This window comes from Puerhibacterium sp. TATVAM-FAB25 (assembly GCF_046535855.1).
In the GTDB taxonomy this organism is placed as follows: Bacteria; Actinomycetota; Actinomycetes; order Actinomycetales; family Cellulomonadaceae; genus Puerhibacterium; species Puerhibacterium variabilis_A.
The window spans coordinates 326,355-351,760 of record NZ_JAXUAK010000002.1 but is presented as its reverse complement, the minus strand read 5'-3'; the positions used below and the strand labels follow the sequence as shown (position 1 = coordinate 351,760).

Annotated in this window: 25 protein-coding genes; 9 read left to right on the top strand and 16 right to left on the bottom strand. The window is 77.2% G+C overall.

What is annotated here, in order from left to right; all coding sequences use genetic code 11:
• Positions 1-11: 11 nt before the first annotated feature.
• Positions 12-635 carry a LysE/ArgO family amino acid transporter gene (locus U5M74_RS03900; RefSeq protein ID WP_410906390.1) on the bottom strand — a complete coding sequence of 208 codons (624 nt, stop codon included), beginning with the start codon at positions 633-635 and terminating at the stop codon, positions 12-14.
• Positions 636-708: 73 nt separating this feature from the next.
• On the opposite strand from U5M74_RS03900, the gene U5M74_RS03895 reads away from it, so the two are divergent.
• Both U5M74_RS03895 and U5M74_RS03890 read left to right on the top strand, forming a co-directional pair.
• Positions 709-1,632 carry a LysR family transcriptional regulator ArgP gene (locus U5M74_RS03895; protein WP_410906326.1) on the top strand — a complete coding sequence of 308 codons (924 nt, stop codon included), beginning with the start codon at positions 709-711 and terminating at the stop codon, positions 1,630-1,632.
• Between the two features lie 84 nt (positions 1,633-1,716).
• Positions 1,717-2,355, top strand: coding sequence for a DUF6891 domain-containing protein (locus U5M74_RS03890; RefSeq protein ID WP_410906324.1), 639 nt, complete (start codon positions 1,717-1,719; stop codon positions 2,353-2,355).
• A gap of 82 nt (positions 2,356-2,437) precedes the next feature.
• Here U5M74_RS03890 and mqo read toward each other — a convergent pair whose 3' ends face one another.
• The 7 genes from mqo to U5M74_RS03855 all read right to left on the bottom strand — a co-directional run bounded on the left by mqo (position 2,438) and on the right by U5M74_RS03855 (position 9,926).
• A complete protein-coding gene (mqo, locus tag U5M74_RS03885) occupies positions 2,438-3,964 on the bottom strand; it encodes a malate dehydrogenase (quinone) (protein ID WP_410906322.1) in 1,527 nt (508 codons plus the stop codon).
• A gap of 256 nt (positions 3,965-4,220) precedes the next feature.
• Positions 4,221-4,871, bottom strand: a complete 651-nt coding sequence (locus U5M74_RS03880) for a pyridoxal 5'-phosphate synthase (protein WP_410906320.1) — start codon at positions 4,869-4,871, stop codon at positions 4,221-4,223.
• A gap of 58 nt (positions 4,872-4,929) precedes the next feature.
• On the bottom strand, positions 4,930-6,156 hold the full coding sequence (gene eis, locus U5M74_RS03875) for an enhanced intracellular survival protein Eis (protein ID WP_410906318.1): 1,227 nt from the start codon (positions 6,154-6,156) through the stop codon (positions 4,930-4,932).
• A gap of 79 nt (positions 6,157-6,235) precedes the next feature.
• Positions 6,236-6,895 (bottom strand): response regulator, encoded by a 660-nt coding sequence (locus U5M74_RS03870; RefSeq protein ID WP_410906316.1) that lies wholly within the window; start codon positions 6,893-6,895, stop codon positions 6,236-6,238.
• The gene (locus U5M74_RS03865; protein WP_410906314.1) at positions 6,892-8,223 is read right to left on the bottom strand and encodes a sensor histidine kinase; all 1,332 of its coding nucleotides are present in this window, start codon (positions 8,221-8,223) and stop codon (positions 6,892-6,894) included. The genes U5M74_RS03870 and U5M74_RS03865 overlap by 4 nt, the downstream gene beginning before the upstream one ends.
• A complete protein-coding gene (locus U5M74_RS03860; protein WP_410906312.1) occupies positions 8,220-9,401 on the bottom strand; it encodes a hypothetical protein in 1,182 nt (393 codons plus the stop codon). Before U5M74_RS03860 ends, U5M74_RS03865 begins: the two co-directional genes overlap by 4 nt.
• A gap of 111 nt (positions 9,402-9,512) precedes the next feature.
• Positions 9,513-9,926 (bottom strand): MerR family transcriptional regulator, encoded by a 414-nt coding sequence (locus U5M74_RS03855; protein WP_410906310.1) that lies wholly within the window; start codon positions 9,924-9,926, stop codon positions 9,513-9,515.
• A 66-nt stretch (positions 9,927-9,992) separates the two neighbouring features.
• On the opposite strand from U5M74_RS03855, the gene U5M74_RS03850 reads away from it, so the two are divergent.
• A complete protein-coding gene (locus U5M74_RS03850; protein WP_410906308.1) occupies positions 9,993-11,525 on the top strand; it encodes a SulP family inorganic anion transporter in 1,533 nt (510 codons plus the stop codon).
• A 17-nt stretch (positions 11,526-11,542) separates the two neighbouring features.
• Here U5M74_RS03850 and U5M74_RS03845 read toward each other — a convergent pair whose 3' ends face one another.
• Entirely contained in the window at positions 11,543-12,112 is a 570-nt protein-coding gene (locus U5M74_RS03845) for a GNAT family N-acetyltransferase (protein WP_410906306.1), read from the bottom strand.
• Positions 12,113-12,280: 168 nt separating this feature from the next.
• On the opposite strand from U5M74_RS03845, the gene U5M74_RS03840 reads away from it, so the two are divergent.
• Positions 12,281-12,841: a YbhB/YbcL family Raf kinase inhibitor-like protein gene (locus U5M74_RS03840; RefSeq protein WP_410906304.1), complete on the top strand. Its 561-nt coding sequence runs from the start codon at positions 12,281-12,283 to the stop codon at positions 12,839-12,841.
• A 26-nt stretch (positions 12,842-12,867) separates the two neighbouring features.
• Here the strand turns inward: U5M74_RS03840 and U5M74_RS03835 are convergent, their stop codons facing one another.
• Both U5M74_RS03835 and U5M74_RS03830 read right to left on the bottom strand, forming a co-directional pair.
• Positions 12,868-13,338: a GNAT family N-acetyltransferase gene (locus U5M74_RS03835; protein WP_410906302.1), complete on the bottom strand. Its 471-nt coding sequence runs from the start codon at positions 13,336-13,338 to the stop codon at positions 12,868-12,870.
• 41 nt (positions 13,339-13,379) lie between these two features.
• On the bottom strand, positions 13,380-13,892 hold the full coding sequence (locus U5M74_RS03830) for a hypothetical protein (protein WP_410906300.1): 513 nt from the start codon (positions 13,890-13,892) through the stop codon (positions 13,380-13,382).
• Positions 13,893-14,005: 113 nt separating this feature from the next.
• Here U5M74_RS03830 and U5M74_RS03825 point away from each other — a divergent pair, with 113 nt between their 5' ends.
• Positions 14,006-14,491, top strand: coding sequence for a DUF1269 domain-containing protein (locus U5M74_RS03825; protein ID WP_410906298.1), 486 nt, complete (start codon positions 14,006-14,008; stop codon positions 14,489-14,491).
• A 22-nt stretch (positions 14,492-14,513) separates the two neighbouring features.
• Here U5M74_RS03825 and U5M74_RS03820 read toward each other — a convergent pair whose 3' ends face one another.
• The 3 genes from U5M74_RS03820 to U5M74_RS03810 form a co-directional block, all read right to left on the bottom strand.
• Positions 14,514-14,873 (bottom strand): SHOCT domain-containing protein, encoded by a 360-nt coding sequence (locus U5M74_RS03820; RefSeq protein ID WP_410906296.1) that lies wholly within the window; start codon positions 14,871-14,873, stop codon positions 14,514-14,516.
• Between the two features lie 49 nt (positions 14,874-14,922).
• On the bottom strand, positions 14,923-15,834 hold the full coding sequence (locus tag U5M74_RS03815) for a DUF6325 family protein (RefSeq protein ID WP_410906294.1): 912 nt from the start codon (positions 15,832-15,834) through the stop codon (positions 14,923-14,925).
• Positions 15,835-15,975: 141 nt separating this feature from the next.
• Positions 15,976-16,437, bottom strand: coding sequence for a hypothetical protein (locus U5M74_RS03810; protein WP_410906292.1), 462 nt, complete (start codon positions 16,435-16,437; stop codon positions 15,976-15,978).
• A gap of 126 nt (positions 16,438-16,563) precedes the next feature.
• On the opposite strand from U5M74_RS03810, the gene U5M74_RS03805 reads away from it, so the two are divergent.
• A complete protein-coding gene (locus tag U5M74_RS03805; RefSeq protein ID WP_410906290.1) occupies positions 16,564-19,224 on the top strand; it encodes a LuxR C-terminal-related transcriptional regulator in 2,661 nt (886 codons plus the stop codon).
• 19 nt (positions 19,225-19,243) lie between these two features.
• On the opposite strand, the gene U5M74_RS03800 is transcribed toward U5M74_RS03805, so the two are convergent.
• Positions 19,244-22,048 (bottom strand): cation-translocating P-type ATPase, encoded by a 2,805-nt coding sequence (locus U5M74_RS03800; protein ID WP_410906288.1) that lies wholly within the window; start codon positions 22,046-22,048, stop codon positions 19,244-19,246.
• A 286-nt stretch (positions 22,049-22,334) separates the two neighbouring features.
• Here U5M74_RS03800 and U5M74_RS03795 point away from each other — a divergent pair, with 286 nt between their 5' ends.
• Both U5M74_RS03795 and U5M74_RS03790 read left to right on the top strand, forming a co-directional pair.
• Positions 22,335-22,712: a PLDc N-terminal domain-containing protein gene (locus tag U5M74_RS03795; RefSeq protein ID WP_410906286.1), complete on the top strand. Its 378-nt coding sequence runs from the start codon at positions 22,335-22,337 to the stop codon at positions 22,710-22,712.
• 57 nt (positions 22,713-22,769) lie between these two features.
• Positions 22,770-24,179 (top strand): hypothetical protein, encoded by a 1,410-nt coding sequence (locus tag U5M74_RS03790; protein WP_410906284.1) that lies wholly within the window; start codon positions 22,770-22,772, stop codon positions 24,177-24,179.
• An 18-nt stretch (positions 24,180-24,197) separates the two neighbouring features.
• On the opposite strand, the gene U5M74_RS03785 is transcribed toward U5M74_RS03790, so the two are convergent.
• Positions 24,198-24,662, bottom strand: a complete 465-nt coding sequence (locus U5M74_RS03785) for a hypothetical protein (protein ID WP_410906282.1) — start codon at positions 24,660-24,662, stop codon at positions 24,198-24,200.
• A 288-nt stretch (positions 24,663-24,950) separates the two neighbouring features.
• On the opposite strand from U5M74_RS03785, the gene U5M74_RS03780 reads away from it, so the two are divergent.
• Positions 24,951-25,367: an MFS transporter gene (locus U5M74_RS03780; protein ID WP_410906280.1), complete on the top strand. Its 417-nt coding sequence runs from the start codon at positions 24,951-24,953 to the stop codon at positions 25,365-25,367.
• Positions 25,368-25,406 lie beyond the last annotated feature (39 nt).

The following is a 25,406-nucleotide window of genomic DNA, read 5'->3' as shown; positions in this document are numbered from 1 at the left end:
CGCTGTGATCCTCAGCCGGCGAGCAGCAGCCCCACGGCCAGCGCCACCATGACGACGGCGATGACGGCGTCGAGCACCCGCCACGCGCCCGGCCGGGCGAACACGGGGCGCAGCAGCCGCGCGCCGTACCCGAGCGCCGTGAACCACACCAGGCTGCCGACCATCGCCCCCGCCGCGAACCACCAGCGGCCCTCGCCGTGGCCCCCGGCGACCGACCCCAGCAGCACCAGGGTGTCGAGGTAGACGTGCGGGTTGAGCCAGGTGATCGCCAGCGCCGTGCCGAGCACCGTCCCCGCGCCCGCGCGGCCGGCGCCGGACGGGCGGGCGGCGTGGTCGGGCTGCAGCGAGGCGCCCGTGGGGCGCAGCGCCCGCCGCGCCGCGAGGCCGGCGTAGACGAGCAGGAACGCCGCACCGCCCCAGCGCATCACGGTCACGAGCCACGGCACGGCGCCGAGCAGCGCGCCGGCGCCCGCCACCCCCGCGCCGATGAGGACGACGTCGGACAGCGTGCACGCGGCGACGACGACGCCCACGTGCTCGCGGCGCAGGCCCTGGCGCAGCACGAACATGTTCTGCGCCCCGATGGCGACGATGAGGGACAGGCCGAAGCCGAGGCCGGCGAGCGCGTGGAGCATCACGACCACGACGCTAGGTGCCCTCCCAGCGTCAGTCCAACGAATGTTTCTCAGGTTGCCTTAGCGTTGCTTCATGGAGATCGCCCAGCTCGACGCCCTGCTCGCCGTCGTGGACGAGGGCTCGTTCGACGGCGCCGCCCGGGTGCTGCACGTGACGCCGTCCGCCGTGAGCCAGCGCATCAAGGCGCTCGAGACGAGCGCGGGCGCGGTGCTCGTGCGGCGCTCGCGGCCGGTGGCGGCCACGGAGGTGGGGTCCGACTACGTGCGGCTCGCGCGCCAGGTGCTCGCCGTGGTGCGCGAGTCCGGCCTGCCCGGCCGGACGTCCGGCCCGGGCGCGGCCGGGGATGCAGGGGCGGGCGGGGACGCGGGGGCCGGCGCCCCGCTCGCCCGCGTGCCCATCGCCATCAACGGCGACTCGCTCAACACCTGGGCGATGGCGGCGCTGGCGGAGGTGGCGGACCGCGCGGTGTTCGACGTGCACCGCGAGGACCAGGACCACTCCGCGGAGCTGCTGCGCTCCGGCGAGGTGATGGCCGCCATCACGACGCAGGCGGTGCCGGTCCAGGGCTGCACCGCCGTGCGGCTCGGCGTCATGCGCTACCGGCCGTTCGCGACGCCGGCGTTCGCGCGCCGCTGGTTCCCCGACGGCGTGACGCCCGAGGCGATCGCCGTCGCGCCGATGGTGATGTTCGACCGCAAGGACGACCTGCAGGACCGCTACGCCCGTGCCAAGGCCGGCCGCGACGTCGAGCCGCCCCGGCACTACGTGCCCTCCACCGCCGACTACGCCCGCGCGGTGGTGCACGGCCTCGGGTGGGGGCTGCTGCCGCACGAGCACTCCGACGGGCCCGAGGCCGCCGGCGCGCTGGTCGAGCTCGAGGCGGGCGCGCACGTCGACGTCGAGCTGCACTGGCAGCAGTGGTCGCTGCGCACCCCGGTGCTCGGCGCCGTCGCCCGGGCCGTGCGCCGCGCCGCGGCGGCCGCGCTGCTGCCGTGAGCGTCGCTGCCGCCGTGAGTGTCACCGGGCCGTCCTAACGTGGGCGCCGTGACCCCGCGGGACGACCGGAAGGACGGGAGCGCGATGTCGGAGCAGACGGCCGAGCAGGTGTACGGGCTGACGAGCGAGGAGGCCGACGTGCTGGACGAGATCACCGCCGACGACGTGCTGGCGGACGTGCGCAGCGCCGCGCGGGCCATGACGCGCGGCGGCTTCGCGACCCTCGACGACGTGCTCTCGCGCTGCCTCGAGCTCGCCGCCCTCGCGCCGGTGACGCCGCGGGCGGGCACCGTGGAGCGCGTGGTCCGGCAGGAGTGGGAGGCCGGCCTGGCGGCCCAGCGCGCCTGGGCGGGCGAGGAGGGCGACGACCGCCGCCTCGACGCCGCCTTCGCCGAGCTGCAGGCCGAGGGCGTCCTCGCCCGCGCGAGCCTGGGCGACTGCGTCGAGTGCGGCGAGCGCGAGGCGCGGGCCCTGGCCGGGGCGTCCGCGCGCGGCTGGGTCTTCTTCCCGGCCGGCTCGCTGGACACGCTCTCGACCGGGACGCTGCGGCTCGCCAGCGGCACGCCGGACGGCGACCCGGCCCGCGCGGCCGAGCTCGCGCGGCGCGTGGTGGCCGTGCTCGAGCGCCACGGTCTCGCGGCGACGGCGGACGACGACGGGATCGTGGTGCGGGTGCCGCGCTGGCGCCGTCGGCTGCCCGGCGTGCGCGGCTCGGTGGCCTGAGCCTGCAGACGCGAACGGCCAGACGCGGACGGCGCACCCGGGACCTCCCGGGCGCGCCGTCCGTCGTGCGTCGGCGGGCGGGTCAGACCCGCGAGTCGGCCTGCGACTCGTAGACCGAGGCGTCCAGCACCGTGCGCTCGGCGCCGTCGAGGGCCGCGTCGAGCGCCGCGGTGTCGGCGGGCACGCCGCCGAGGCTCGGCATCATCTCGGCCAGACGCGGGCGCCACGCCTCGGCCCGCGCGGGGAAGCAGCGCTCGAGCACGCCGACCATCGCCGACGCCGCCGTCGAGGCGCCCGGCGAGGCGCCCAGCAGGCCGGCGATGGTGCCGTCGGCCGCGGCGACCACCTCGGTGCCGAACTCCAGCACGCCCTTGCCGTCCTTGTCGCGCTTGATCACCTGCACGCGCTGGCCGGCCACGATCTTCTCCCAGTCGCCGGGCATGGCCTCGGGGAAGAACTGCTGCAGGGACTCGAACTTCGCCTCGGGGCTCTTGAGCAGCTCCTTGACCAGGTACTGCGTGAGGTCCAGGTTCTTGAGCCCGGCGCCCAGCATCGAGGTGAGGTTGTGCGCGCGCAGCGAGGTGACCAGGCCCAGGTACTTGCCCTTCTTGAGGTACTTGGGGCTGAACCCGGCGTACGGGCCGAACATCAGGTACGTCCGGCCGTCCACCACGCGGGTGTCCAGGTGCGGCACCGACATGGGCGGCGCGCCGACGTCGGCCTTGCCGTACACCTTCGCCTGGTGGCGGGCGACGAGCTCGGGGTTCGCCGTGCGGAGGAACTCGCCGGAGATCGGGAAGCCGCCGAAGCCCTGGATCTCCGGGATGCCGGCCGACTGCAGCAGCGGCAGCGCGCCGCCGCCGGCGCCGACGAACACGAAGCGCGCCGTGACGGTCCGGGTGCGCTCGGGCGCGTTCCACGAGCGGTCCTTGATCTTGAGGCGCCAGCGCCCGTCGCGGGTGCGCTTGATGCTCCTCACCTCGTGCTGCAGGCGCAGCCGGGCGCCGTTCGCCACCATGGTGTCGAGCAGCTGGCGGGTCAGCGTCCCGAAGTCGACGTCCGTGCCCAGGGCGTTGCGGGTCGCGGCCACGGGCTCGGCCGGGTCGCGGCCCTCCACGAGCAGGGGAGCCCACCGGGCGATCTGCGCGCGGTCGGTGCTGAACTCCATGTCGCTGAACAGCGGGTGGGCCGACAGCGTCTCGTACCGGCGGCGCAGGTAGTCGACGTTGGCCTCGCCGCGCACGAACGTCATGTGCGGCGTGCGGCTGATGAACGCCGTGCTCGTCAGGCGGCCCGTGGTGAGCAGGTGGCTCCACAGCTCGCGGGAGACCTCGAACTGCTCGTTGATCGTGACGGCCTTGGTGACGTCGATCGTGCCGTCGGGCCGCTCGGGCGTGTAGTTCAGCTCGCAGAGCGCGGCGTGCCCGGTCCCCGCGTTGTTCCACGGGTTCGACGACTCCTGCGCGACGTCGTCGAGCCGCTCGTAGACGTCGATCGACCAGTCGGGCTCCAGCTGCTGCAGCAGCGTCCCGAGGGTCGCGCTCATGATGCCGCCACCGATCAGGACGACGTCGACGGCGTCCCGGGTGCTCGTGGAAACAGAAGTCACGATCCGCCAGTGTAGGAGCACGTGAAAACCGTCACGAAATGGCGGGATCGTCTATGACACCGGTCACAAACGAGGCTACGGGGCGGGTGGGATCGCTCACACGCGCGCCGCGCGCGAGCCCGTCCGCCGGGGCGGTCACGGGAGGCGTCCGCCGGGATGTCCGGCGCACACCGTACCCGACGCCGCGCGCCCGACCAGCAGCGACGTCAGATAGCGGGGGTGTCGGGGTTGTCGGGCGTGTCGCGGGCGGCGCGGCTCACGGCCACAGCAGCCCCTTCGTCCACCCGGCCGCGCCGGCGCGGTAGCGCAGGCGCACGTGCCCGTCCTCGGCCGCCTGCCAGAACTCGATCTCGGTCGGCGCCAGGACGTAGGCCGTCCACGTGGGCGCGGCGAGCGCGCGGTCCGCCCGGACCCGCCCGAGCGCCTCGTCGAACGCCTCGCGCAGCTGCGCCTGGTCGGTCAGCGGCTCGCTCTGGTGGGTGAGCAGCCCCGCGGCGCGGGAGGTCTCCGGGCGCGCCAGGAAGTCGGCCCGCGAGACCGCCTCGGGCCCCGGGTGCACGGCACCGCTGACGCGCACCTGCCGGCCCAGGTCCCGCCAGAAGAAGGTCAGCGCCGCGTGCGGGTTCTCCGCCAGGTCGCGGCCCTTGGGGCTGGTGGCGTGCGCGGCGAACCAGAAGCCGTCGGCGTCGACGTCCTTGAGGGTGAGCATCCGGGCGTGCACGGTGCCCGCCGCGTCCGCGGTCGCGAGGTTGGCGGCGTGCGGCGCGGGCACGCCGGCGGCCACCGCGTCGTCGAACCACGCGGCGAAGAGCGCCAGCGGGTCCGTCGGCGTGGCCTCCACCTCGAACGGCGGCAGGTCGTCGGGGAAGGTCGGCAGCCCGCGCAGCCGGTCGCGGAAGTCGCTCATGCGGGTCTCCTTCGCGGTGGTGCCCCGGGAGCGGTGCGGCCCCCGGAGCGGTGTGGCCTCAGAAGTAGTCACGCACGTGGACCTGCCGCCCGCCCCACACGGCGTCCCAGAGCAGGTCGTGGGCTGGCGGGCCGGCCAGGTGGCCGGCGAGGCGCAGGTTCGCCGCCGACTGCGCGCCCGCCCACGACGCCGCGAGGCCGGCCGGCGTGAAGGTGGGGCGGTCGGCCTCGGCGGGCGAGGCGGGGGCGTCGCCGTCGCGCGCGACGTGGACGGCGCCGTCGGCGACCTCGAGGGTCCAGGCGCCCCGCAGCCGGTCGCTCGGGCCGACGCCGTGGCCCCGCCCGGCGACGGCGAAGGGCACGCGCGCGGTGAGGTGCGCGACGCGGGCGGCGCCGAGCGCGCCGGGCACGTCGAGGATGCGCAGCATGTACGGGTCGTGCGCGGCGAGCGTGGCGGCGTGGTCGGGCAGCACCAGCCGGGCCGGGTCGAGGCCGGAGGTGCTCAGCGCGACCGCGCCGACGACCATGCCGAACGACCCGAGCGCCCGCCACAGCGTCCGCGCGGCGTCGGGCGTGAGGGCGACCAGGTCCTCGACCTCGAGCCGGCCGGTGCGGTCGTGGCCGGACCCGCGGTCCCAGGTGGCGAAGCCGACGACGCGGTCGGCGGGGTCGACGGCGAGCGTGACCCCGGTGTGCTCGTCGAGCACGGACTCGTCGACGGCGAACGGCGCCTCGATGCGGGTGAGGGGGCCGTTCTGGCCGGCCGCCCACGCGTCGTAGACGGCGCGGACCGCGGGCAGGTCCCGCGCCCCGGCGCGCCGGGCGCGGGTGCCGTCGGCCGGGGCCGGCACGCGCGCCAGCGCCGAGAGCGGCACGTGCACGGTGTCGAAGGCGCCGACGGTCGCGTAGCCGAGGCCCTGGTAGATGCCGGCCGCGCTGGGGTAGAGGGTGGAGATCACCTCGCCGCGCTCGCGCGCCTCGCCGAGCGCCGCGTCGAACAGCCTGCGCACGAGCCCGCCGCCGCGGGCCTCGGCGGCGACCGTGACACCGGCGAACCCGGCCGTCGGCAGCGTGGCGCCGTGGAACCACGACGTGAAGCCGCGCACCAGCAGGCGGGCGGCGAGCGTGTCGCCGTCGAACGCGCCCCACGGGCGGGCCTCCGCGGGCGGCCACGTCTCGGCGGTGGGGGCGGGCGGCGGCGTGGCGGGGACGCCGAACGCCTCGGCGCCCAGCGCCTGGAAGGCCGGGGCGTCGGCGAGGTCGACGGGGCGCACGGTGACGGTCACGACCCGACGCTACGGTGCCGGGCGCGCGGCGTCGCCCCCATATGCCCCCACGTGCAGGACGTTCATGCACGGCGTCCGCTCAGAGCTCGACGAGGCCGGCGCGGTGGGCCAGCACCACGGCCTGCGTGCGGTCGCGCGCCTGCAGCTTGGCCAGCACCGCGGCGACGTGGGTGCGCACGGTCTCCACCCCGACGACGAGGTCGGCTGCGATCTCGGCGTTCGTCATGCCGCGGGCCACGAGCCGGAGCACCTCGGTCTCGCGCGGCGTCAGCGCGGGCCCGGTGTGCGCGGCGCGCGGCGCGCGGGTGCCCCGCACCAGCTCGCGGACCGCCTGCGGGAACACCAGGCTCTCGCCCGCGGCCACGGTGCGCACCGCCTGCACCATGGCCTCGGCGCTGGCCCGCTTGAGCAGGAACCCCGACGCCCCGGCCAGCAGCGCGTCGACCACGTGGTCGTCGTGCTCGAACGTGGTCACCACCAGCACCCGTGGCGGGTCGGGCAGCCGCAGCACGAGCTCGGTGGCGCGCAGGCCGTCGACGCCGGGCATGCGCACGTCCATGCACACGACGTCGGGCCGCAGGCGCCGGACCGCCTCGACCGCCGCGGCGCCGTCGCCCGCCTCGCCCACCACCTCGAGGTCCGGCTCGGCGTCGAGGATCAGCCGCAGCCCGCTGCGCACGAGCGGCTCGTCGTCGGCCACGACGACCCGGACGGGACGGGCGCCGGCGGGTGCGGTCACGGGGCCTCCTCGCGGTCGGGCGGCGCGGGCCGGGGCAGGACCGCGCGCAGCACCCAGCTCTCGCCGCGCGGCCCGGCCTCGACGGCGCCGCCGAAGAGGGCGGCCCGCTCGCGCACGCCGGCCAGGCCGCGCCCGCCGCCCGCGCGGCGCCCGGGCCCGCGGGCGGGTCGCCCGCCGGGCAGCGGGCTGCGCACGTCGACGGTGACCTCGCCCGGCGTGCTCGCCACGACCAGGCGCACGGTGCCGGGCCCGCCGTGCCGGTGGGCGTTGGCGAGCGCCTCGCCGACGACGCGCCGCACCGTGCGGTCCAGCAGCGCCGGGAGCCGGTCGGGCAGGTCGAGCGTCGCCTCGACGTCCAGGCCCGCGCGCCGGTGGGCGGCGACGACGTCGGCGAGCCCGACCGCCGTGCCGGCGGCGTCGCGCGGCGGGCCGACAGCACCGTCCGGGCCGGCTGGGTCGGCACCGGCTGGGTCGGCACCGGCCGGGTCGGCGTCCCGCCGCAGGGCGCCGAGGAGCTCGTCGAGCTCCTCGAGGGCCCGCCGCGCGGTGTCCTCGATCGCGGCGAGCGACCGGGCGGCCAGCGCGGGCTCCCGGTCGACGACCCGCCGCCCTGCCGCCGCCTGCACACTGACGATCGTGAGCGCGTGCCCGATGCCGTCGTGCAGCTCCCGGGCCAGGCGCACGTGCTCGGCCTCGCGGTCGGCGCGGGCGAGCGCCGTCTCCAGCCGGTCGTGCGGCGTCGGGCCGAGCACCCGCCCGGCGAGCGCGGCGGCCGCCGCGCCGACGGGCACCGCGAGGACGAGCAGCGCGACCCCGACGACGGCCGCCCCTGCGACGTGCAGCGCCGCGGCCGCGCCGGCCGGGGGGAGCGGGACGGGGGAGCCGAGCGGCCGGCCGGTCACCGCCTCGGCGGCGACGAGCACGGCGAGCGGGACGCCGGCGAACAGGGCGGCCGCGACGGCGAGCCCGGCGACCTGGTGGCCCAGCACCCACGCCGCGGTGCGCGCCCGGTGCGTCGCCCGTGGCCGGCGGGGGGCGACGAGCTCCGCGCCGGTGCCCAGCATCGTGCGCGCGGCCGTCACCTCGAGCTCCCGGGCGCCCGGCACCAGGCCCAGCGCCGCCGCGGCCGCGACAGTGACGCCCGCGACCACGCCCACCGGCGCCCCGGGGGCGGCCGACCGGACCAGGGAGACGCCGAGCAGCGCCGCCGCCAGCCCGATCGCCGCGCCGAGCATGAGCCACGCGACCCGGCGCACGACCACGCGCACGACCACGCGCACGACCCGGGAGGCGGCCCGGGGCGCGGCGGGGCGGCGCGGCACGGTCATGGCGCCATCCTGCCCGGGGCGCGGGCGCCGGAGAAGGTGCGGTGCCCGACGTACCCCCACACCGCCAGCGCGAGGGCGGGCCCCCACAGCCAGCACGGGAACACGACGGCGGACACGAGCACGGGGACGAGCCCGTCGTCGGGCAGCAGCAGGAGCATGGGCACGGCGGCGAAGGTCACGGCCGCCGCGACCAGGCCGCCCGGCACGGCCGCGGCGGCGACGGGCACCGGACGTCCGGCCAGCCGCGGCACCCACCGGGGGAAGACCTCGCCCCACGGGCGGACCAGGCCCAGGGTGAGCACCACGCCGAGCCACGCGCCGCCCGACAGCGTCAGGCCCCAGATGCGCGTCGGCAGGTCGAGCGCCTCGTGGCCCAGCAGGGGCCACGGGGTAAGCCAGGTGAGCCGGACGAGGGCGTAGGGCAGCGGTCCGCAGGCCGCCACCACCGTGATCGGGACCCGGTGGCGCACCACCCACGCCGTCGCCCGGTCGAGCGCGGGCGTCCCGGCGAGCGTCGCGGCCAGGACGCCGGCCCACGCCGTGCCGACGCCGAGGACGAGCAGGACGGTGACCAGTCGGCCGGCCTGGGCGGCGAGCGCCCCGCCCAGGTGCGCCGCGAGGGCGGCGAGCGGCTCGCGCGCCGCGACCGCGCCGGCCGCGAGGAGCGCCAGCGCGGGCACGCCGACGGCCCAGCGGGCGGTGGGGTAGCGCCGCACCACCTGGACCAGCACCACGACGACGGCCGCCGGCAGCGCCATCGCGACGAGGTAGCCGAGCACGGCGAGGGTCGCGGTGCCCTGCAGCAGGATCCCGAACACGGCGAGCTCGGCCGTGGCGAGCACGGCGCCGGCGCGCCGGGGCAGCGCGCCGGCCAGGGCGGCGATGCCGCCGCCCGTGCCGACGAGGGCCGCGACGGTCTGCACGACGACGGCGGCGCGCGGGGAGGCGGCGCCGGCCAGCCACGCCGCCCCGGGGTCGAGGAGGGCGGCGGGCCACAGGCCTGTCAGGGCGGCGAGGCCGACGAGCGCGGCGGCCGCGGCGAGCACGGTGCCCGCCGCGAGCGTGCGGCGGGACCACCGGCCGGCCGGCCGTCGGCGGCCGTCGGCGTCGGCGCCGGTGCCGGGGCGGTCGCCGGGGCGGTCGCCGGGGCGGCGGGGGAGGAGGTCGGGGGACGACATGGCGGGACCCTTTCGTCGCGGGAGCGGGTACGACCACGCTCGGCGACCGCGGGCCCGCGGCCCTCCCCCGGGCGGGGGAGATGCCGTGCCTGGCGGGGGAGGCGCGCGGGGCTAGAGCGCCCGCAGCAGCGCGATGAGCTCGTCGGCCATGTCGAGCTTGCGGGCCAGCTCGGCCCGGCGCTCCTGCGCCGCCGCGACGAGGCCGGCGAGCTCGGCGCGCACGGCGTCGTCCGCGTCGCCGGCGGCCACGCGGTCGGCCAGCTCGAGCAGGCGGCCCATCTCCTCGAGGGAGAAGCCGAGCGGCTTCATCCGCCGCACCAGCAGGATCCGCTCGACGTCGGGCTCGGTGTAGAGGCGGAAGCCGCCCTCGGTGCGGCCCGAGGGGCGCACGAGCCCCACCTCGTCCCAGTGCCGCAGCGAGCGCAGCGACAGGCCCGTGCGCTCGGCGACGGCGCCGATGTGCATGGTGGCGGCGGACCCTGCGGAGGACCCTGCGGCGGACCCCGAGGCGGCGGGCGTGCTCATGGTCGTCGATTCTGCCGGACGGGCGCCCACGAACCCTACCCTCACGTAAGGGTAGGGTTGGTGGACGTGCCCGCTCCCGCCGCCCCCGCCGTCGTCGACCACCCCACCGTCGACCACCCCGCCGTCGACCACTCGGTGCGCGCCACCCTGCGCTCGCCCCGCGCCCTGCGCACCGAGGTGCTCGGCGGCCTGGTGGTGGCTCTCGCCCTGATCCCCGAGGCGATCGCGTTCTCGATCATCGCCGGCGTGGACCCGCGCGTGGGGCTGTTCGCCAGCTTCACCATGGCCGTCACGATCGCGTTCGTCGGCGGCCGCCCCGCCATGATCTCCGCGGCCACCGGCGCCGTCGCCCTCGTGGTCGCCCCCCTGGTGCGCGAGCACGGGCTCGACCACCTCGTCGCCGCCGTCATCCTCGCCGGCCTGATCCAGGTGGTCCTCGGCGTGCTGGGCGTCGCCCGGCTGATGCGGTTCGTCCCGCGCTCGGTGATGGTGGGCTTCGTCAACGCCCTGGCGATCCTGATCTTCCTGTCCCAGCTGCCGCACCTGCAGGGCGTGCCGTTCGCGGTCTACCCGCTGACCGCCGCCGGGATCGCGATCATGGTGCTCTTCCCGCGCCTGACGAAGGTCGTGCCCGCCCCGCTCGTGGCGATCGTGCTCGTCACCGTCGTGGTCGTCGCCGCCGGCATCGCGGTGCCGACCGTCGGCGACGAGGGCGCGCTGCCCGAGTCGCTGCCCTCGCTGTTCTTCCCGGACGTGCCGCTGACGCTGGAGACGCTGCGCACCGTCGCGCCCTACGCGCTCGGCATGGCGCTGGTCGGGCTGCTGGAGTCGCTGATGACGGCCAAGCTCGTCGACGAGGTCACCGACACCCGCTCGAACAAGACCCGCGAGGCGTGGGGCCAGGGCGTCGCCAACGTGGTCACCGGCTTCTTCGGCGGCATGGGCGGCTGCGCCATGATCGGCCAGACGATGATCAACGTGAAGGCCTCCGGCGCCCGCACCCGGATCTCCACGTTCCTCGCGGGCGCCTTCCTGCTGGTCCTCGTCGTGGGCCTCGGCGACGTCGTGGCGATCATGCCGATGGCCGCGCTCGTCGCGGTGATGGTCATGGTCTCGGTCGGCACGTTCGACTGGCACTCGGTCCGCCCGGCCACGCTGCGGCGCATGCCGAGGTCGGAGACCGCGGTGATGCTCGCCACCGTCGTGGTCACCGTGGCCACGCACAACCTCGCCTACGGCGTCATCGTCGGCGTGCTGGTCGCCACGCTGATGTTCGCCCGCCGCGTCGCGCACCTGACGACCGTCACCCGCCTGGACGGCCCCGACGCCGACGGCCGCGCGGTCTACGCCGTCACCGGCGAGCTGTTCTTCGCCTCGTCGAACGACCTGGTGCACCAGTTCGACTACAGCGGCGACCCGCGGGGCGTGGTCATCGACCTCAGCGGGGCGCACGTCTGGGACGCCTCGACCGTGGCGGCGCTGGACGCCGTGCGGACGAGGTACGCGGCCCGCGGCACCACGGTCACCGTGGTCGGGGCCAACGCCGACACGGCCGCGCGCCTCGAGCGCCTCTCCGGCGCCCTCGGCGCGGGCCACTGAGCCACCGGGGCTCGGCGTCAGCAGGGCTCGGCGGGCGCGCCGCCCGGCGCCCCGGGCACCAGCGAGCGCTGCATCCGCAGCAGGTCGTGCCAGGCGCCGAGCTTCCAGCCGACCTGCCGCTCGACGCCCACCTCGACGAAGCCCAGCGCGCGGTGCAGGCCCACGCTGGCGTCGTTGGGCAGGGTGATGCCGGTGATCACCTGCCGGTAGCCGCGCGCGGCCAGCCGCTCGAGCAGCGCCGCGTACAGCGCGCGGCCGGCGCCCGTGCGTCGCGGCGCGTCGAGCCCGAGGTAGACGCTGCTCTCGGCGGTCCAGCGGTAGGCCGGGCGGGGGCGGTACGGGCCGGCGTAGGCGTAGCCGACCAGCGCGCCGTCGAGGTCGGCCACGAGCCACGCGTGGCTCGCGCCGTACGCCTCGATGCGCCGCGCCATCTCGGTGCCCGACGGCGGGACGTCCTCGAAGCTGACCGCGGTCCCCGACACGTACGGCGCGTAGAGCGCCGCGCAGGCGGCGGCGTCGGCCGGCGAGGCGTCGCGCAGCGTGACCTGCGGGGTGGTCGGCGGGGTGGTCGGCGGGGTCTTCGGCACGGTGTGACGGTAGCGCGCCGGCCCCCGCCGCGGATCGGCGGCGGCGGCCCCGCCGGCCGGGCGAGCGCCCCGTCGCGGTGGGAGCCTCGAACGGTGTCCAGCTCGTCCGCGTCAGGGTCCGGGGCGCACGCTCCGGGGTCCGCTCGTGCCGTCGCCACCGTCGGCCGGGTGCTGCGGCGCCGGCGCGCCGGCACCAGCCAGGGCGTCGTCGCGCTGATCGCGCCGGACATGCCGGCGACCCTCGAGCTGACCACCGACGCCTTCGCCGACGGCGCGCCCATCCCGCCGCGCCACGCCGGGCGGGGCGTGGGCGACAACGTCGCGCCGGGGTTCACCTGGTCGCGCCCGCCGGTGGGCACCGCCCAGCTCCTGCTCGTCGTGGAGGACCCGGACGCGCCGGCGCGGCGGCCCTTCGTCCACCTCGTCGCCCTGCTCGAGCCCACCGCGAAGCGGGCGGTCGAGGGGGCGCTGACGCTGACCCCCGGCGTCGAGCCCGCCCGGGTGGGGCGCGGCCGCGTGCGGTTCGTCACCGGCACGCTGGGGCTGCGCGGCTACCAGGGGCCGCGGGCGCTGCCGGGCCACGGGCGCCACACCTACGGGTTCCACCTCTTCGCCCTGGACCGCGCCGTCCCGCAGGACGCCCGGCTGCGGCGGCTGGACGACGTCGTGGCGCTGGCCCGCGGCCACGTGCTCGCCCGCGGCGAGTACTTCGGCACCCAGGAGCGCTAGCGGCCCGCGGCCTCGCCGGGCCCCGGTCACAGCGGCAGCTTGAACCCTTCGTGGGACTGGGCGTAGCCGAGCGACCGGTAGAAGCGGTGGGCGTCGGCGCGGGTCTTGTCGCTGGTGAGCTGCGCCAGTGCGCACCCGCGCTCGCGCCCGCGGGCGTGGGCGTGCTCCATGAGCCGCCGGCCCAGGCCCTGGCCGCGGAGCCGGGCGTCGACCCGCACCGCCTCGACGAGCAGCCGCGTGGCGCCGGCGCGCGAGATGCCCGGCACGAACGTCAGCTGCATGGTGCCGACCACCTCCCCGTCGAGCTCGGCGACCCAGAGCTCGTCGTTCGGGCTGGCCTCGATCGCGGCGAAGGCGGCCTCGTGGGCGGGGCCGAACGCGCCGGTGCGCACGGCGGCGACGGCGTCGTCGGCGATGAGCGCGACGACGCGCTCGAGGTCGGCGCGGACGGCCGGGCGGAAGGTCACGTGGTCGGCGGGGGAGGGCGGCTGCGTCACGGCGCGAACCTAGCGCGTCGCGGCGGGCAGGGGGAGGGCCGTCAGTGCAGCAGGTACTTCAGCAGCACGACGAGCACGCCGAACGCGCCGGCGACCAGCGCCTCGATGACCAGCGCGCCGCCGCGCGCGCCCGCCCGGTAGGCCGCGGCCCCGCCCGTGGCCACGAGCAGGGCGATCGTGACCCAGAGCGCGACCCACGCCGCCGTCTCGGGGGCCGCGCCGAGCGCGCGGGCGAGCAGCAGCACGAGGATCGGCGGGGCGCTGCCGATCAGCACCGACCAGTTCTGCGCGAGCGCGGTGCCGAGGCGGACGTGCGTGGGGTGCTCGCGGTCGACGAACCGGCCGCCGACGGCGTCGACGTAGACGTGCGCGAGCCAGTAGACGACCGACACTGCGGCGGTGGCGACGACGACGCCCGCCGTCTCGGGCGCGTGGGCGCTGAACACGGCGAGCACCGACGCGGTCACGACGGCGCCGTACAGCATCTCGGGCACGTGCGGCAGCGCGAGGTGACGGTGCCCGGACCGCCCGTGCTCGGGGCGGTGCTCAGCCATCGCGCGCTCCGGGACCGGTCCGCGAGAGCGCCGGACGAGGCGCCGCTGTGCCACCATGGTCGTGCCGGGACACCTGCCCGGCGCTGTCGTGAGGATCGGCGAGGGAGCTGATCATGACCACGTTCACGGTGTGGAAGTACGACGACCCGGACGCCGCGCAGCGGACCGCCCGGATCCTGCAGGACGCGGCCCTGGAGGGCCTGGTGACGGTCGTCGACCACGCGGTCGTCTCCTGGCCCCCGGGCGAGGACCAGCCGACCGTCCACCACACGCACGACGCGGGCCGGCGCTCGGTCGGCTGGGGCGCGTTCTGGGGCGCGCTCGTCGGGACCCTGTTCCTCGCGCCGGTCGCGGGCGCCGCCGTCGGCGCGGCGGCGGGCGGGGCGAAGCAGGCGGTCGACGCCGTGGGGATCGACAAGGAGAAGATCGAGAAGATCCGCGCCGAGGTGACCCCGGGGACGTCGGCCCTCTTCGCCGTGACCGAGGGCGCCGACCTCGACCGGCTCGGCGAGCGGTTCCACGGCATGGGCGGCCGGCTCGTGGAGACCAACCTCACCCCCGCGGAGCGCAGCGCGCTGTCGCAGACGTTCGGCGTGTGATCCCGAGGCGTGCCCACGGGCCCTAGCCGCCGAGGATCCGCGCCTTCTGCGCGGCGAACTCCTCGTCGGTGAGGACGCCCTGGTCGCGCAGCTGGGCCAGCTGGCGCAGCTGCGCGATCATCGGGTCGGACCCGCCGCCCGCCTCCGGCTGCGGGGCGGCCTGTGGCGCGGCGTACTCGGGCTGGGCGTACTGCGGCTGGGCGTACTGCGGCTGGGCGTACTGGGGTGGCGCGTACTGCGGCGCGTAACCGGCCGCCGCGGCGCGCTGGGCGTCCTGCTCCGCCCACCGTCCCTGCTGGCGGCGCTGGACGCGGCCGGAGACGGCGCTGGCCGTCCCGGCGACGACGGCGGTGCGGGCGACACCGCGAAGCAGTCCGGGCATGGGGTGCTCCTTCCGGGAACTCGTGGTCTCGAGCGGCTCTCAGCGTGTCTCAGCGGCTCTCGGCGGCGTCGAGGGCGGCCACCAGGGACTGCACGGGGATCCGCCCGCTGGCGACGAGCATGCCGCCGCCGCGGCGCAGCGCCGCGGCGAACGGCGCGGCCCAGGAGTTCTCGTAGACCAGCACGCCGGCCGCGCTGCCGGGCTCGAGGGCGGCGCCCGCCTCCTGGAGGTCCTCCTCGTCGAGGATCCCCGAGGACGCGCCGTCGAAGACGGCGAGGTCGAAGTCGCCGTCGACGTCGAGGTCCTGCAGCTCCATGCCGGCCACCCTGCCCTCGGCGTCCTTCTGCACGAACGCGAGGTCGAGCACGCGGATGACGCCGCGGTCGACCAGGTCGACCAGGAGCGGCAGCGCCTCGCCGTCGAGCCGGTTCTGCGGGAACTCCACGACGATGTAGTCGACGGGCCCCATCTCGTCGATCGTCCGGTCCATCTCACGGCCTCCCGTTCCCGTCCGGTCGCCCGGACCCTCGATCGCGGACGACTCGTCCGACGCCCCACCGTGCGCCGACGCCGTGAACCCGTCGTCACCCGGCGCGGGTGAACGGGCGGCCTGGTCCGCCACCGCGAGGACGGCCGCCAGGTCCGCCTCGCGCAGGCGGTAGGAGGACACCTCGGCCGGCTCGGCGCGGCCGACGCCGCGGAGCATGGCCCGCACCACGGCGCCGACGGGCCCGTGCACGACGACCTCGACGTCGGCCCACGCCCCGGTCGGCACCGTGCGCAGCTCGCGGAGCTCGAGGCCGAGCGCGGAAAGCCGCTGCAGCAGCCCGTACAGCGCCGACTGGTCCCGAACGGCCACCTCGAGCACGGTGCAGGTGGTGGTGCGCCGGACGCCGAGCTCGCTCAGGTCGGTGCCGCCCCGGCCGACCGGTCCCACCACGGTCAGCTCGACCAACGACATCCGGACCACCCGCCGTCCCCGCTCCCGCGCCGGTCCTGCGACCTCGGCTCCTCGTGCACGCCGTCCAGCGTGCGCGCGCCCCGGCCGCCGGGGATCACCCGGCGGGGGTGCGTCGCGCGGGGCCCGCGCACGGCCGGCCGGTCAGCCCGGCGTGGCCGCGGTGCCGCAGTGGGCCTCCATCGCCCGGCCGAGGGCCGCCCAGCCCTCCTGCACCTGGTCCCAGGACTCCTCGGCGGCCGCGCGGGCGTCCGCGCTCCCCGAGCGCAGCGCGTCGGCGTAGTCGCGCAGCTCCGACTCGAGGGCGTCGATCGCGGCGCCGACGCGGCCGTCGGCCGAGTCGCCCAGGCTCGCGAGCTCGTCGAGGGCCGCCTCCGCCTCGTCGAGCTGCTCCTGCGGGACGCCGCTCGGCAGGTCGCTCGGCGCGCCAACGCCGAGCTCGTCGACCTGCTCGGCGAGCCGGTCGAGACCCGCGCACAGCTGCGGGTCGGTGTCGGACGAGCAGGCGGTGAGGCCCAGGCCCGCCACGGTCACGGCCGCGAGCGCGGCGCGGACCGCGCGCGGCCCGCCCGGGCGGGCGCCCCTCGTCCCGTCCCGCAGCGCCATCCGCGGCCTCCCGCTCACGCCGGCGTCACCCGCCGGCGTCGAGGCCCACCGTAGGGACGGCGCCCGGGCGTCCGGGTCACCCGGGTCGGGTGACCCCGGGCGGGGTCGCAGGCCTAGCCTGGTCCTATGGTCTCGGTCCGACTGCGTGCCGAGCCGGTGGCGGCTGCACGAGCCCCGGAGGTCCTGGGGCCCGCGCGCGCTCGCACCACCGTCCCGACGCCGCCGTCGGACACGGTCCGCAGACCGGAGCTCGAGGCCCGGCTGGACGGGGCCGTCTCCCAGCGGCTGACGCTCGTCTCGGCGGGCCCGGGGTGGGGCAAGACGACGACGGTCGCCTCGTGGGCTCGCGCGGAGGGCCGCACGGGACCGCGGGTCGCGTGGCTCACGCTCGAACCGGTCGACAGCACGCCCACGGCGTTCTGGGCGGACGTCCTCGCCGCGCTGCGGGTCGCCGGCGCGGTGCCGCCCGGCCACCCGCTCGACGTCGTGCAGGTGCCGCCCCGGATCTCTCCCGACCTGCTGCGCCGCCTGCTGGCCGCGGTGGACCTGCTGCCCGTCCCCGTGGTCCTGGTGCTCGACGACTTCCACCACGTCACCGACCCCGAGGTGCTCGAGGGCGTCGACGAGCTGCTGCGCTACCCCCTGCCGCTGCACCTGGTGGTGCTCACCCGGCTCGACCCGGCGCTGGGCGTGCAGCGGCTGCGGGGCCAGGGCGAGGTCGCGGAGCTGCGCGTGCGGGAGCTGGCGTTCGACGCCCCCACCGTGACGTCGCTCGGTGCCCGGCAGGGCCTCTCGCTGGGCGCCGGGGAGGTCGACCGCCTGCTCGCCGTCACCGGCGGCTGGGCCGTCGGCGTCCGACTGCGCCTCGAGGCGACGCCCGACCCCGCGGACCTGGCGCGCGCGGACCGGTCGGCGGCGGAGTACCTCCTGTCCGAGGTGCTCGACCGGCTGGACCCCGTCGCCCGGCGGTTCCTGCTGCGCACGTGCGTGACGTCCACCGTGTGCGCCGAGCTCGCCGCCGCGCTCGACCCCGGGGCGCCCGCCGCGCGGCTGCTCGACGAGCTGGCCGCGTCCAACGGGTTCGTCACGGCGCTCGACGGGCAGGGGACCTGGTACCAGTACCACCCCCTGCTGCGGGAGATGCTGCAGCACCAGCTGCGCCACGAGGACGCCGCTGGCTGGCGGGACGCCCACCGCGCGGCGGCGCGGTGGCTCGCGCGGCACGGGGAGCCCCTGCGCGCCCTCGAGCACGCGGTCGAGTCCGCCGACTGGGGGCTCGTGGGGGACGTGTTCGTCGACGCCGCCGCCGCCCACCTCGTCGACCCGCGCCGGCAGGCCGTCACCGAGGCGCTGGCCCGCGTGCCCTACGCCGCGCTCTCCCTCGACGTGCCGCTCCACCTGTGCGCCGGTGCGCTCGCCCTCGCGACCGACCGGCTCGACGCGGCGCAGCACCACGTCGCCCGGACCCGCGAGCTGCTCGCCGAACAGCCGGACCAGCCGGCGGCCGCCGTCCTGCTCGAGGTCCTGGACGCCGCGACGGCCCGCGCCGGCGGCGACGTCCGGCGCCTGGCGTCGGCAGGCCGAGCCGCCCTGGCCGCCGCGGACCGCGTCCCGTTCCCGTTCCCCGCGCTGGAGACGTACCGCGGCCTCGCCGCCGCGGACCGCCGGGCCGGCCTCGCGTGGTGCGCCACCGCGCCCCAGGGCGTCGCGGCGCACGCGGGTGCCGGAGGCGGCGAGGCGGGGGCCGGGCAGGAGCTCGCCGCCCTCGGCGCGCGCTCCGTGGTCGCCCTGCAGGCCGTCGCCTCCGGCCGCCTGCGCGACGGCGAGCGGCTCGCCCGCGGCGTGCTCGAGACGGCCGCCGCCCGGGGCTGGGCCGCGCACGTGCAGACGCGCGGCGCGCACGCGGCGCTCGGCTGGGTTCGGCTGCTGCACGCCGACGACGACGGCGCGAGCCACCGGCTCGCGCTCGCCCTCGCGGCGGACTCGGGCGGACGGGACCCCGCGGCGGCGGCGGCGGTGCACCTGCTGCAAGGTCTGCTCGCCGTCGTGCACGGCCGTCCGCGGGCCGCGCGCAGGGCGCTCGCGGACGCCGGCCGGGTGCTCGACCCGGCACCCCTCCCGCCGCTGCTGGGCGACCTGCGGGCGCGCGTCGCGACCGGCCAGGCGGTGCTCGACGGCGAGCCGCTGGACGGGCAGGTCGACGACGGGCCGCCGTGCTCGCCGGCCGTCGCGGAGGTCTGCCGTGCCCGCCTCATGCTCGGCACGGGACGGGCGAGCGCGGCCGCCCGGATGGCGGCAGCGCTGCAGAGCGCGGGGGAGGACGGGGCGGACGCGGTGACGCGGGTCGAGGCCGCGCTCGTGGAGGCGTCCGCGCTGGCCCGCGCGGGGACACGTCAGGCGGACCGGGCGGTGGAGCGCGCGCTGGACGTGGCCGAGCCGGAGCAGCTGGCGCTGCCCTTCCTCACCGTGGCGACCGCCGAGCTGCGGCCCGCGGTCGGCCGGGCCGTCGCCCACCGGCCGGGCACCCTCGGTGAGGTGCTGCGGGCGCACGTGCCGGTCGGGGCGGGCGCCGCGGAGGCGGCGGAGCCGGTCGAGCCGCTGACCGAGCGGGAGCTCGCCGTGCTGGCGGCCCTGCCGACCATGGAGAGCAACCAGGAGATCGCGGAGGACTTCGTCGTCTCCGTGAACACGGTCAAGGCGCACCTCAAGGCGCTCTACCGCAAGCTCGGCGTCACGACGCGGCGGGACGCGGTGCGGCGCGGGCGGGAGCTCGGCCTCATCCCGTGAGGCCTGCGCGCCGCACGGGTCAGGCGCGCTGCCTGGCCTCGGCAGGCCGCTGCCGGCGTCGCTCGACGACCCGTAGGGCGAGCTTGCCGAGCTCGACGACGAGCAGGAAGGCCAGCGCCACGAGCGCGCAGACCCCCCACTGGCGGCCGTCCAGCTCCACGGTGCCGAAGATGCGCTGCAGCCCGTCGAGCGTGGAGACGAGGAACGTCAGCGCCAGCACGACGACGACCAGCAGCACGAACCGGCCGTTCGCCAGCGTCTCGTGCGACAGGATGCTCGCGTGCGGGTCGCGCCACTCGAGCGCCGCCACGACCTGCAGCAGCGACATGGCGGTCAGTCCCATGGTGGTCGCCACGGCGAGGTCGGCGGGGTCCGTGCCCCACGCCACGGCGAGGAGCACGCCGGCCGCGACGAGCAGGCCGCCGACGCCGAGGCGCACGGCCGGGCCGCGGCCGACCACCGGGGCGGACGGTGGCCGCGGGCGGCGGCGCATGAGCCCGGGCGTGGCCGCGTCGAAGCCGAGGCCGGCGGCCAGCGGCACGTCGACAGCGAAGTTGACCCAGAGGATCTGCAGGGGCGTGAGGGGGGTGCCGCCGGCGACGTCGACGATCGCGGCGCCGACGAAGGTGAGGATGAACCCGACCAGCACCACGAGCTGGAACCGGAGGTACTTCATGAGGTTGTCGTAGAGCCCGCGGCCGCCTTCGACGGCGGTGACGATCGTGGCGAAGCTGTCGTCGGTGACGATGATCTCGGCGGCGTCCTTGGTGACCTCCGTGCCGGTGATGCCCATCGCCACGCCGATGTCCGCCCGCGTCAGCGCGGGCGCGTCGTCGACGCCGTCGCCGGTCATCGCCACCACGGCGCCCTGGCGCTTGAGGAGGTCGACCAGCCGCACCTTGTCCTCCGGCGCCACGCGCGCCACGACGCCGATGTCGCCGAGGCCGGCGGCCAGCTCGGCGTCGGACAGGGCGGAGAGCTGGGCGCCGGTCAGCGCGCGCCCCTCGATGCCGAGCTGGCCGGCGATCGCCGCCGCCGTCGTCACGTGGTCGCCCGTGATCATCCGGACCCGGATCCCGGCGCCCCGGCACTCGGCGATCGCCTCCCGCGCCTCGCGGCGCGGCGGGTCCACGACTCCCACCAGCGCCAGCAGCTCCAGGTCCTGCACCGCGCCGAGCAGGTCGCCCGCGAGGTCGGCCTCCGTCACGTCGCGGCGCGCCACCGCCAGGACGCGCATCCCCTCGCCGGCCAGCGCGTCGTCCTCCCGGGCGACCAGGGTGCGGTCGGCGTCGGAGAGCGGCAGCGTGGTCCCGTCCGCCGCGAGGTACCGGCTCGAGCGGGCGAGCAGCACGTCGGGGGCGCCCTTGACGTAGCAGCGCAGCACCCCGTCCATCTCGTGCACGGTCGCCATGAGCCTGTACGCCGCGTCGAACGGCACCTCCGCCAGCCGGGGGTGCTCCCGGCGCGTCTGCTCGACGTCGAGCCCGGCCTTGGCGGCCAGCACCACCAGCGCCCCCTCCGTCGGGTCGCCGAGGCACTCGCCGTCGCGCACGACGGCGTCGCTCGTCAGCGCCATCGGCAGCGCCACCGGCTCGAGCGGCACGTCGCCCGCACCGGCCGCGGCCAGCACGCGGCCGGCCGTCGACCAGCCCTCGCCGTCGACCGTGTACCGGCGCCCGGCGAGCACCAGGCGCCGCGCGGTCATCTGGTTGAGCGTGAGGGCGCCGGTCTTGTCCGAGCAGATCGCCGACGTGGAGCCGAGCGTCTCCACGGACCTCAGGCGCTTGACGATCGCGCCGTCCTCGGCGAGCCGACGGGTGCCGACGGACAGCAGCATCGTCATGGCGGCGGGCAGGCCGGTGGGGACCGCGGCGAGCGCGAGGCTGACGGCCACGACGAAGAGGCTGTCAGAGTCCTCGCCCCGCGCGAGGCCGAGCACGACGACGAGCACCAGCGCGACGCCGGCCATCGACGTGATGATCACGGTGATGCGGTCGAGCTGGCGGGTGAGCGGCGTCTTGTCCCGCTGGACGCCGCTGAGCATCCCGGAGATGCGGCCCACCTCGGTGCCCATCCCCGTGGCCGTGACGACCATCTCGCCCCGGCCCCGCGTCACCTGGGAGCTCATGTACGCCATGTCGGTACGGTCGCCGAGCGGGGCGTCGGGCCGCGCGACCGGCTCGGCCGTCTTGGCCACCGGCGTGCTCTCGCCGGTCAGGCCCGCCTCCTCGAGCTCGAGGGACGCCGCGACCAGCAGCCGTCCGTCGGCCGGCACCTTGTCGCCCGCCTCGAACCCGACCACGTCGCCCGGCACGAGCTGCTCCGCCGGGACCTGCTGCTGGCGGCCGTCGCGGCGGACGTTCGCGGTCATGACGAGCATCTGCCGCAGCGCGGCCCCGCTCTGCGCGGCCCTGCCCTCCTGGTGCAGGCCGATGAGCGCGTTGAGGACGGTCAGGGCGAGCAGGACCGCGGCGGTGGTGACGTCGCCGAGCGCGACGACGCTGACCACCGCGGCGCCGAGCAGAACCAGCTGCACGAGGTCGCGGTACTGGCGGAGGAAGGCCTGCCAAGGCCGCTCGCGGCGCTCCAGGGCCAGGGCGTTCGGGCCGTAGTGCACGCGCCGCCCCACGACCTCGTACGATGTCAGGCCGGCCGCCGGGTCCACCCCCAGCTCGGCGCACACGGCGAGGGCCGGCGCGGTGTGCCATGGCGGCGAGGTCCCGGCCGGGTCGGCGGGGTGCGCCGCACCAGGCCGGGCGGCGAGCGCGACGGGCTTGGCGCCGGAGCCCTGGAGGATCGGCCGAGGGGGCTGCGCAGCGCTCATCACGGCCCTCCTCGGCGGTCTCCCGTCCACCGTCACAAGGCCGCCCGACGGCAGGCCTCACCCGGCCGGGGTGACCTGCTCGCACCGGCCGCCCGGGGCGCGCGACCAGGGTGCGCGGTACGGCGACCGGCCCGTCCCGGGCACGCGGCGGCCGCACCGTTCCTGCCCCGTGACCAGCCTGCGCGCGGCGGCGACTACCCGGGACGGGTGAGGACCGGCCTCGGGGCGCCCACCGACAGTGGAGTCGGCCGCGACGACCCCGCGGCCCTGACTGGAGGAGCGCGCCATGGACACCTTCTGGGACTGGTTCTGGCTCATGGTGTGGTGGTTCTTCTTCATCGCGTACCTCATCCTGCTGTTCCACATCGTCGGCGACCTCTTCCGTGACCGGCAGACGAACGGCTGGCTCAAGGCGCTGTGGATCGTCGCCCTCATCGTCCTGCCCTTCCTCACCGCGCTCGTCTACGTCATCGCCCGTGGCAAGGGGATGGCCGAGCGCCAGACCAAGGCCATGGCCGAGGCGAAGGAGGCGACCGACGAGTACATCCGCACCACCGCCGGCCGGTCGGCAGCGGACGACATCGCCCAGGCGAAGGCCCTGTACGACGCCGGGGTCCTCGACGAGCGGGAGTACACGCGCCTGAAGGAGAAGGCGCTCGCCTGAGCGTGGTCCATTCGAGCGGCGCGTCCCAGAGCGCCCCGAGGAGCACGGGGGTTCGACGTGAGCGGAACGACCGGGCTGCCGGCAGGGACCCCTGAGGGAGCGCCGACGGGAGCCGCGCAGGACACGTCGGTCGCCGACCGGCTCGCCGCGCTCGAGCGGGAGAACGCCGAGCTTCGGGCGCGGCTGCTCGGCGTCCTCCCACCGGGCGGCGACGGCCAGCGCGTGGCCACGGCGCGCGGCCCCCGGCGGCTGCGCACCGCCGCAGCAGTGGTGCTCATCGTGCTGGGCGCTCTCCTGGCTCCGGCCGGCGCCGTCGCGGCGTGGGCGCAGCGCGAGCTCACCGACACCGACCGGTACGTCGCCACGGTCGGGCCGCTGGCGGGCGACCCCGTGGTGCAGTCGGCGGTGGCCGGGCGCATCACGCAGGAGGTCGTCTCGCGGATCGACGTCGCCGCCCTGCTCGGTCAAGTCACGAGCGGCCTCGCCGAGCGGGGCGTGCCTCCGCGGGCGACCGAGGCGATCGGCGCCCTGCAGGCGCCCCTGACGAGCGGCGTCGAGTCGTTCGTCCGCCGGGCTGCCGACGAGGTGGTGCGCAGCGACGCCTTCGAGCAGGCCTGGGTGCAGGCGAACCGGGTCGCCCACGAGCAGCTCCTGCAGGTGATGCGCGGCGACCAGGGCGAGGTCCTGCAGGTGGGGCAGGACGGGCAGCTGACGATCCAGCTGGCCGGCGTGATCGAGCTGCTCAAGCAGCGGCTCGTCGACCGCGGTCTGGACGTGGCGGCGCGGATCCCCGAGGTGAGCGCCTCCTTCACGGTCGCCCAGTCCAGCGAGCTGGTCACGCTGCAGAACCGGTACGCGCAGGTGGTGGCGCTCACGACGTGGCTGCCGTGGGTCGCCCTCGGGCTGCTGGCCGCGGGCGTCCTCGTCGCCGTCCACCGGATGCGGGCCCTGCTGGTCGCCGGGCTGGCGCTGGCCGCCGCCATGGTCGTGCTGGGCATCGGGCTCGCCGTCGCCCGCGGGATCTACCTCGACGCCCTCAGCGGGCGTGTGCTGCGGCTCGATGCCGCCGAGGTGGTCTTCGACCAGCTCGTGTCGTTCCTGCGGGCCACCATGCGCACCGTCGGCGTGCTCGGGCTCGTGGTCGCGCTGGCCGCCTACCTCGGTGGGGCCAGCGCCTCGGCCCGCAGCCTGCGCGCCGGCTTCTCCCGGCTCGCGGCACGCGGCCGCGGGGCCGCCGAGGAGCGGGGCGTCACCACCGGCCCCGTCGGGCTGTGGCTCGGCCGGCACCGGGGGTTCGCCCGGGCCGTCGTCGTCGGGCTGGCCGTGCTGTGGCTCCTGCTGGCGAGCCCGCCGACGCCGGGGCTGATCGTCACCATCGCCGTGGTGGCGCTCGTCGTGCTCGGCCTCCTCGAGCTCCTCGCCCGGCCCGCGCGCACCCCCGGGGCGTCGCCGCCGGTGGCCGCGTAGCCGCGGCCGCACCGCGCGTCAGCCGGGGCTCGCCCCGGTGCCGCACCGCACGTCGGCCGCCTGGGAGATGCTCTCCCAGCTCTGCCGCACCTCGTCCAGGGACTGCTCGGCGGCGGCACGGCCCTCCTCGGTGCCCGAGGCCAGCTCGTCGCCGAAGGCGGTGAGGGCCTCCTGCATCGCCGCGGCAGGGGAGTCGAGGCTGCCCTCGCCCGCAGCCTCCACCCGGCGGAGGGCGGCCTCCACATCGGCGACCTGCTCGCTCACCCCGGCCGGCGGCTCACCCGTCGGTGCACCGCTCGCGACGGCGGCCCCGAGCTGCTCGACCTGGTCCGAGAGGGCGTCGAGGCTCGCGCAGAGGTTAGGGGCCGAGGACTGCGCCGAGCCCGTGGTCCCTGCCGGGCCCGTCGTGCAGGCGCACAGGGCCGCCGCGGCCGCGATGCCGACGGCGCCGCCGACCAGCCGCGTCCGCACCTCGCGGGCCACGCGTCCTTCACGTCCGCTCACGGCCATCGCCGACCTCCCGCCTGCGCCGGCCCCCACGGCGCGCCGCGTCCACCCCGCCCGCGACCGCGGGCTCTCTCGGACCCTCCCACGGTAACGCGACGGTCGGGGCCCGCCAGCGTGCCGGACGCCTGGCGGCGTCGAGCCTCCGCGCGCCCCCCGCGCGGGTCGCGGGCTACGGTCGAGGGGTCAGTCGTCCCGACCGCCCGCGGCGATCCCGCCGCAGGTGCCGGGGCACCACGTCCGTACGGGCAGCTGCAGTTCTGGGTGATGAACCGCGCCCGCGGCCACCGCCGCACGCGCGTGCTGCTCGTGATGGCCGGCATCTGGGCCGCCGCGTGGGTGCTGCTCGGGCTCACCGGGCTGGTGCCGGGCACCGTCGCCGCCGTCGTGGGCGTGCTCGCCTTCCACGGGGTGTTCGGGCTGGGGGAGACCCTCCTGCAGGCGGCGCTGCCCGCCGTCGTCAACGACATGGCGCCCGACCACCTGCGCGGGCGCTACAACGCCGTCAACGCCGCCGCGTTCCAGGGCGGCACCATCCTCGGGCCGGTCGCCGCCGGCCTCCTGCTCCAGCACGGGACCGGCGGCGCTTTCGTCGCCGTGGTGGTGGCCTGCTGCGTCGCGCTCGGCGCGACGGCGCTGGTGCTCGAGCGCCGGGTCGGCGACGCCGTCAACGGCGTGGGCTGACCGGCCCGGCACCCCGCGGGGCGCCGGGCCTGCCGGCCG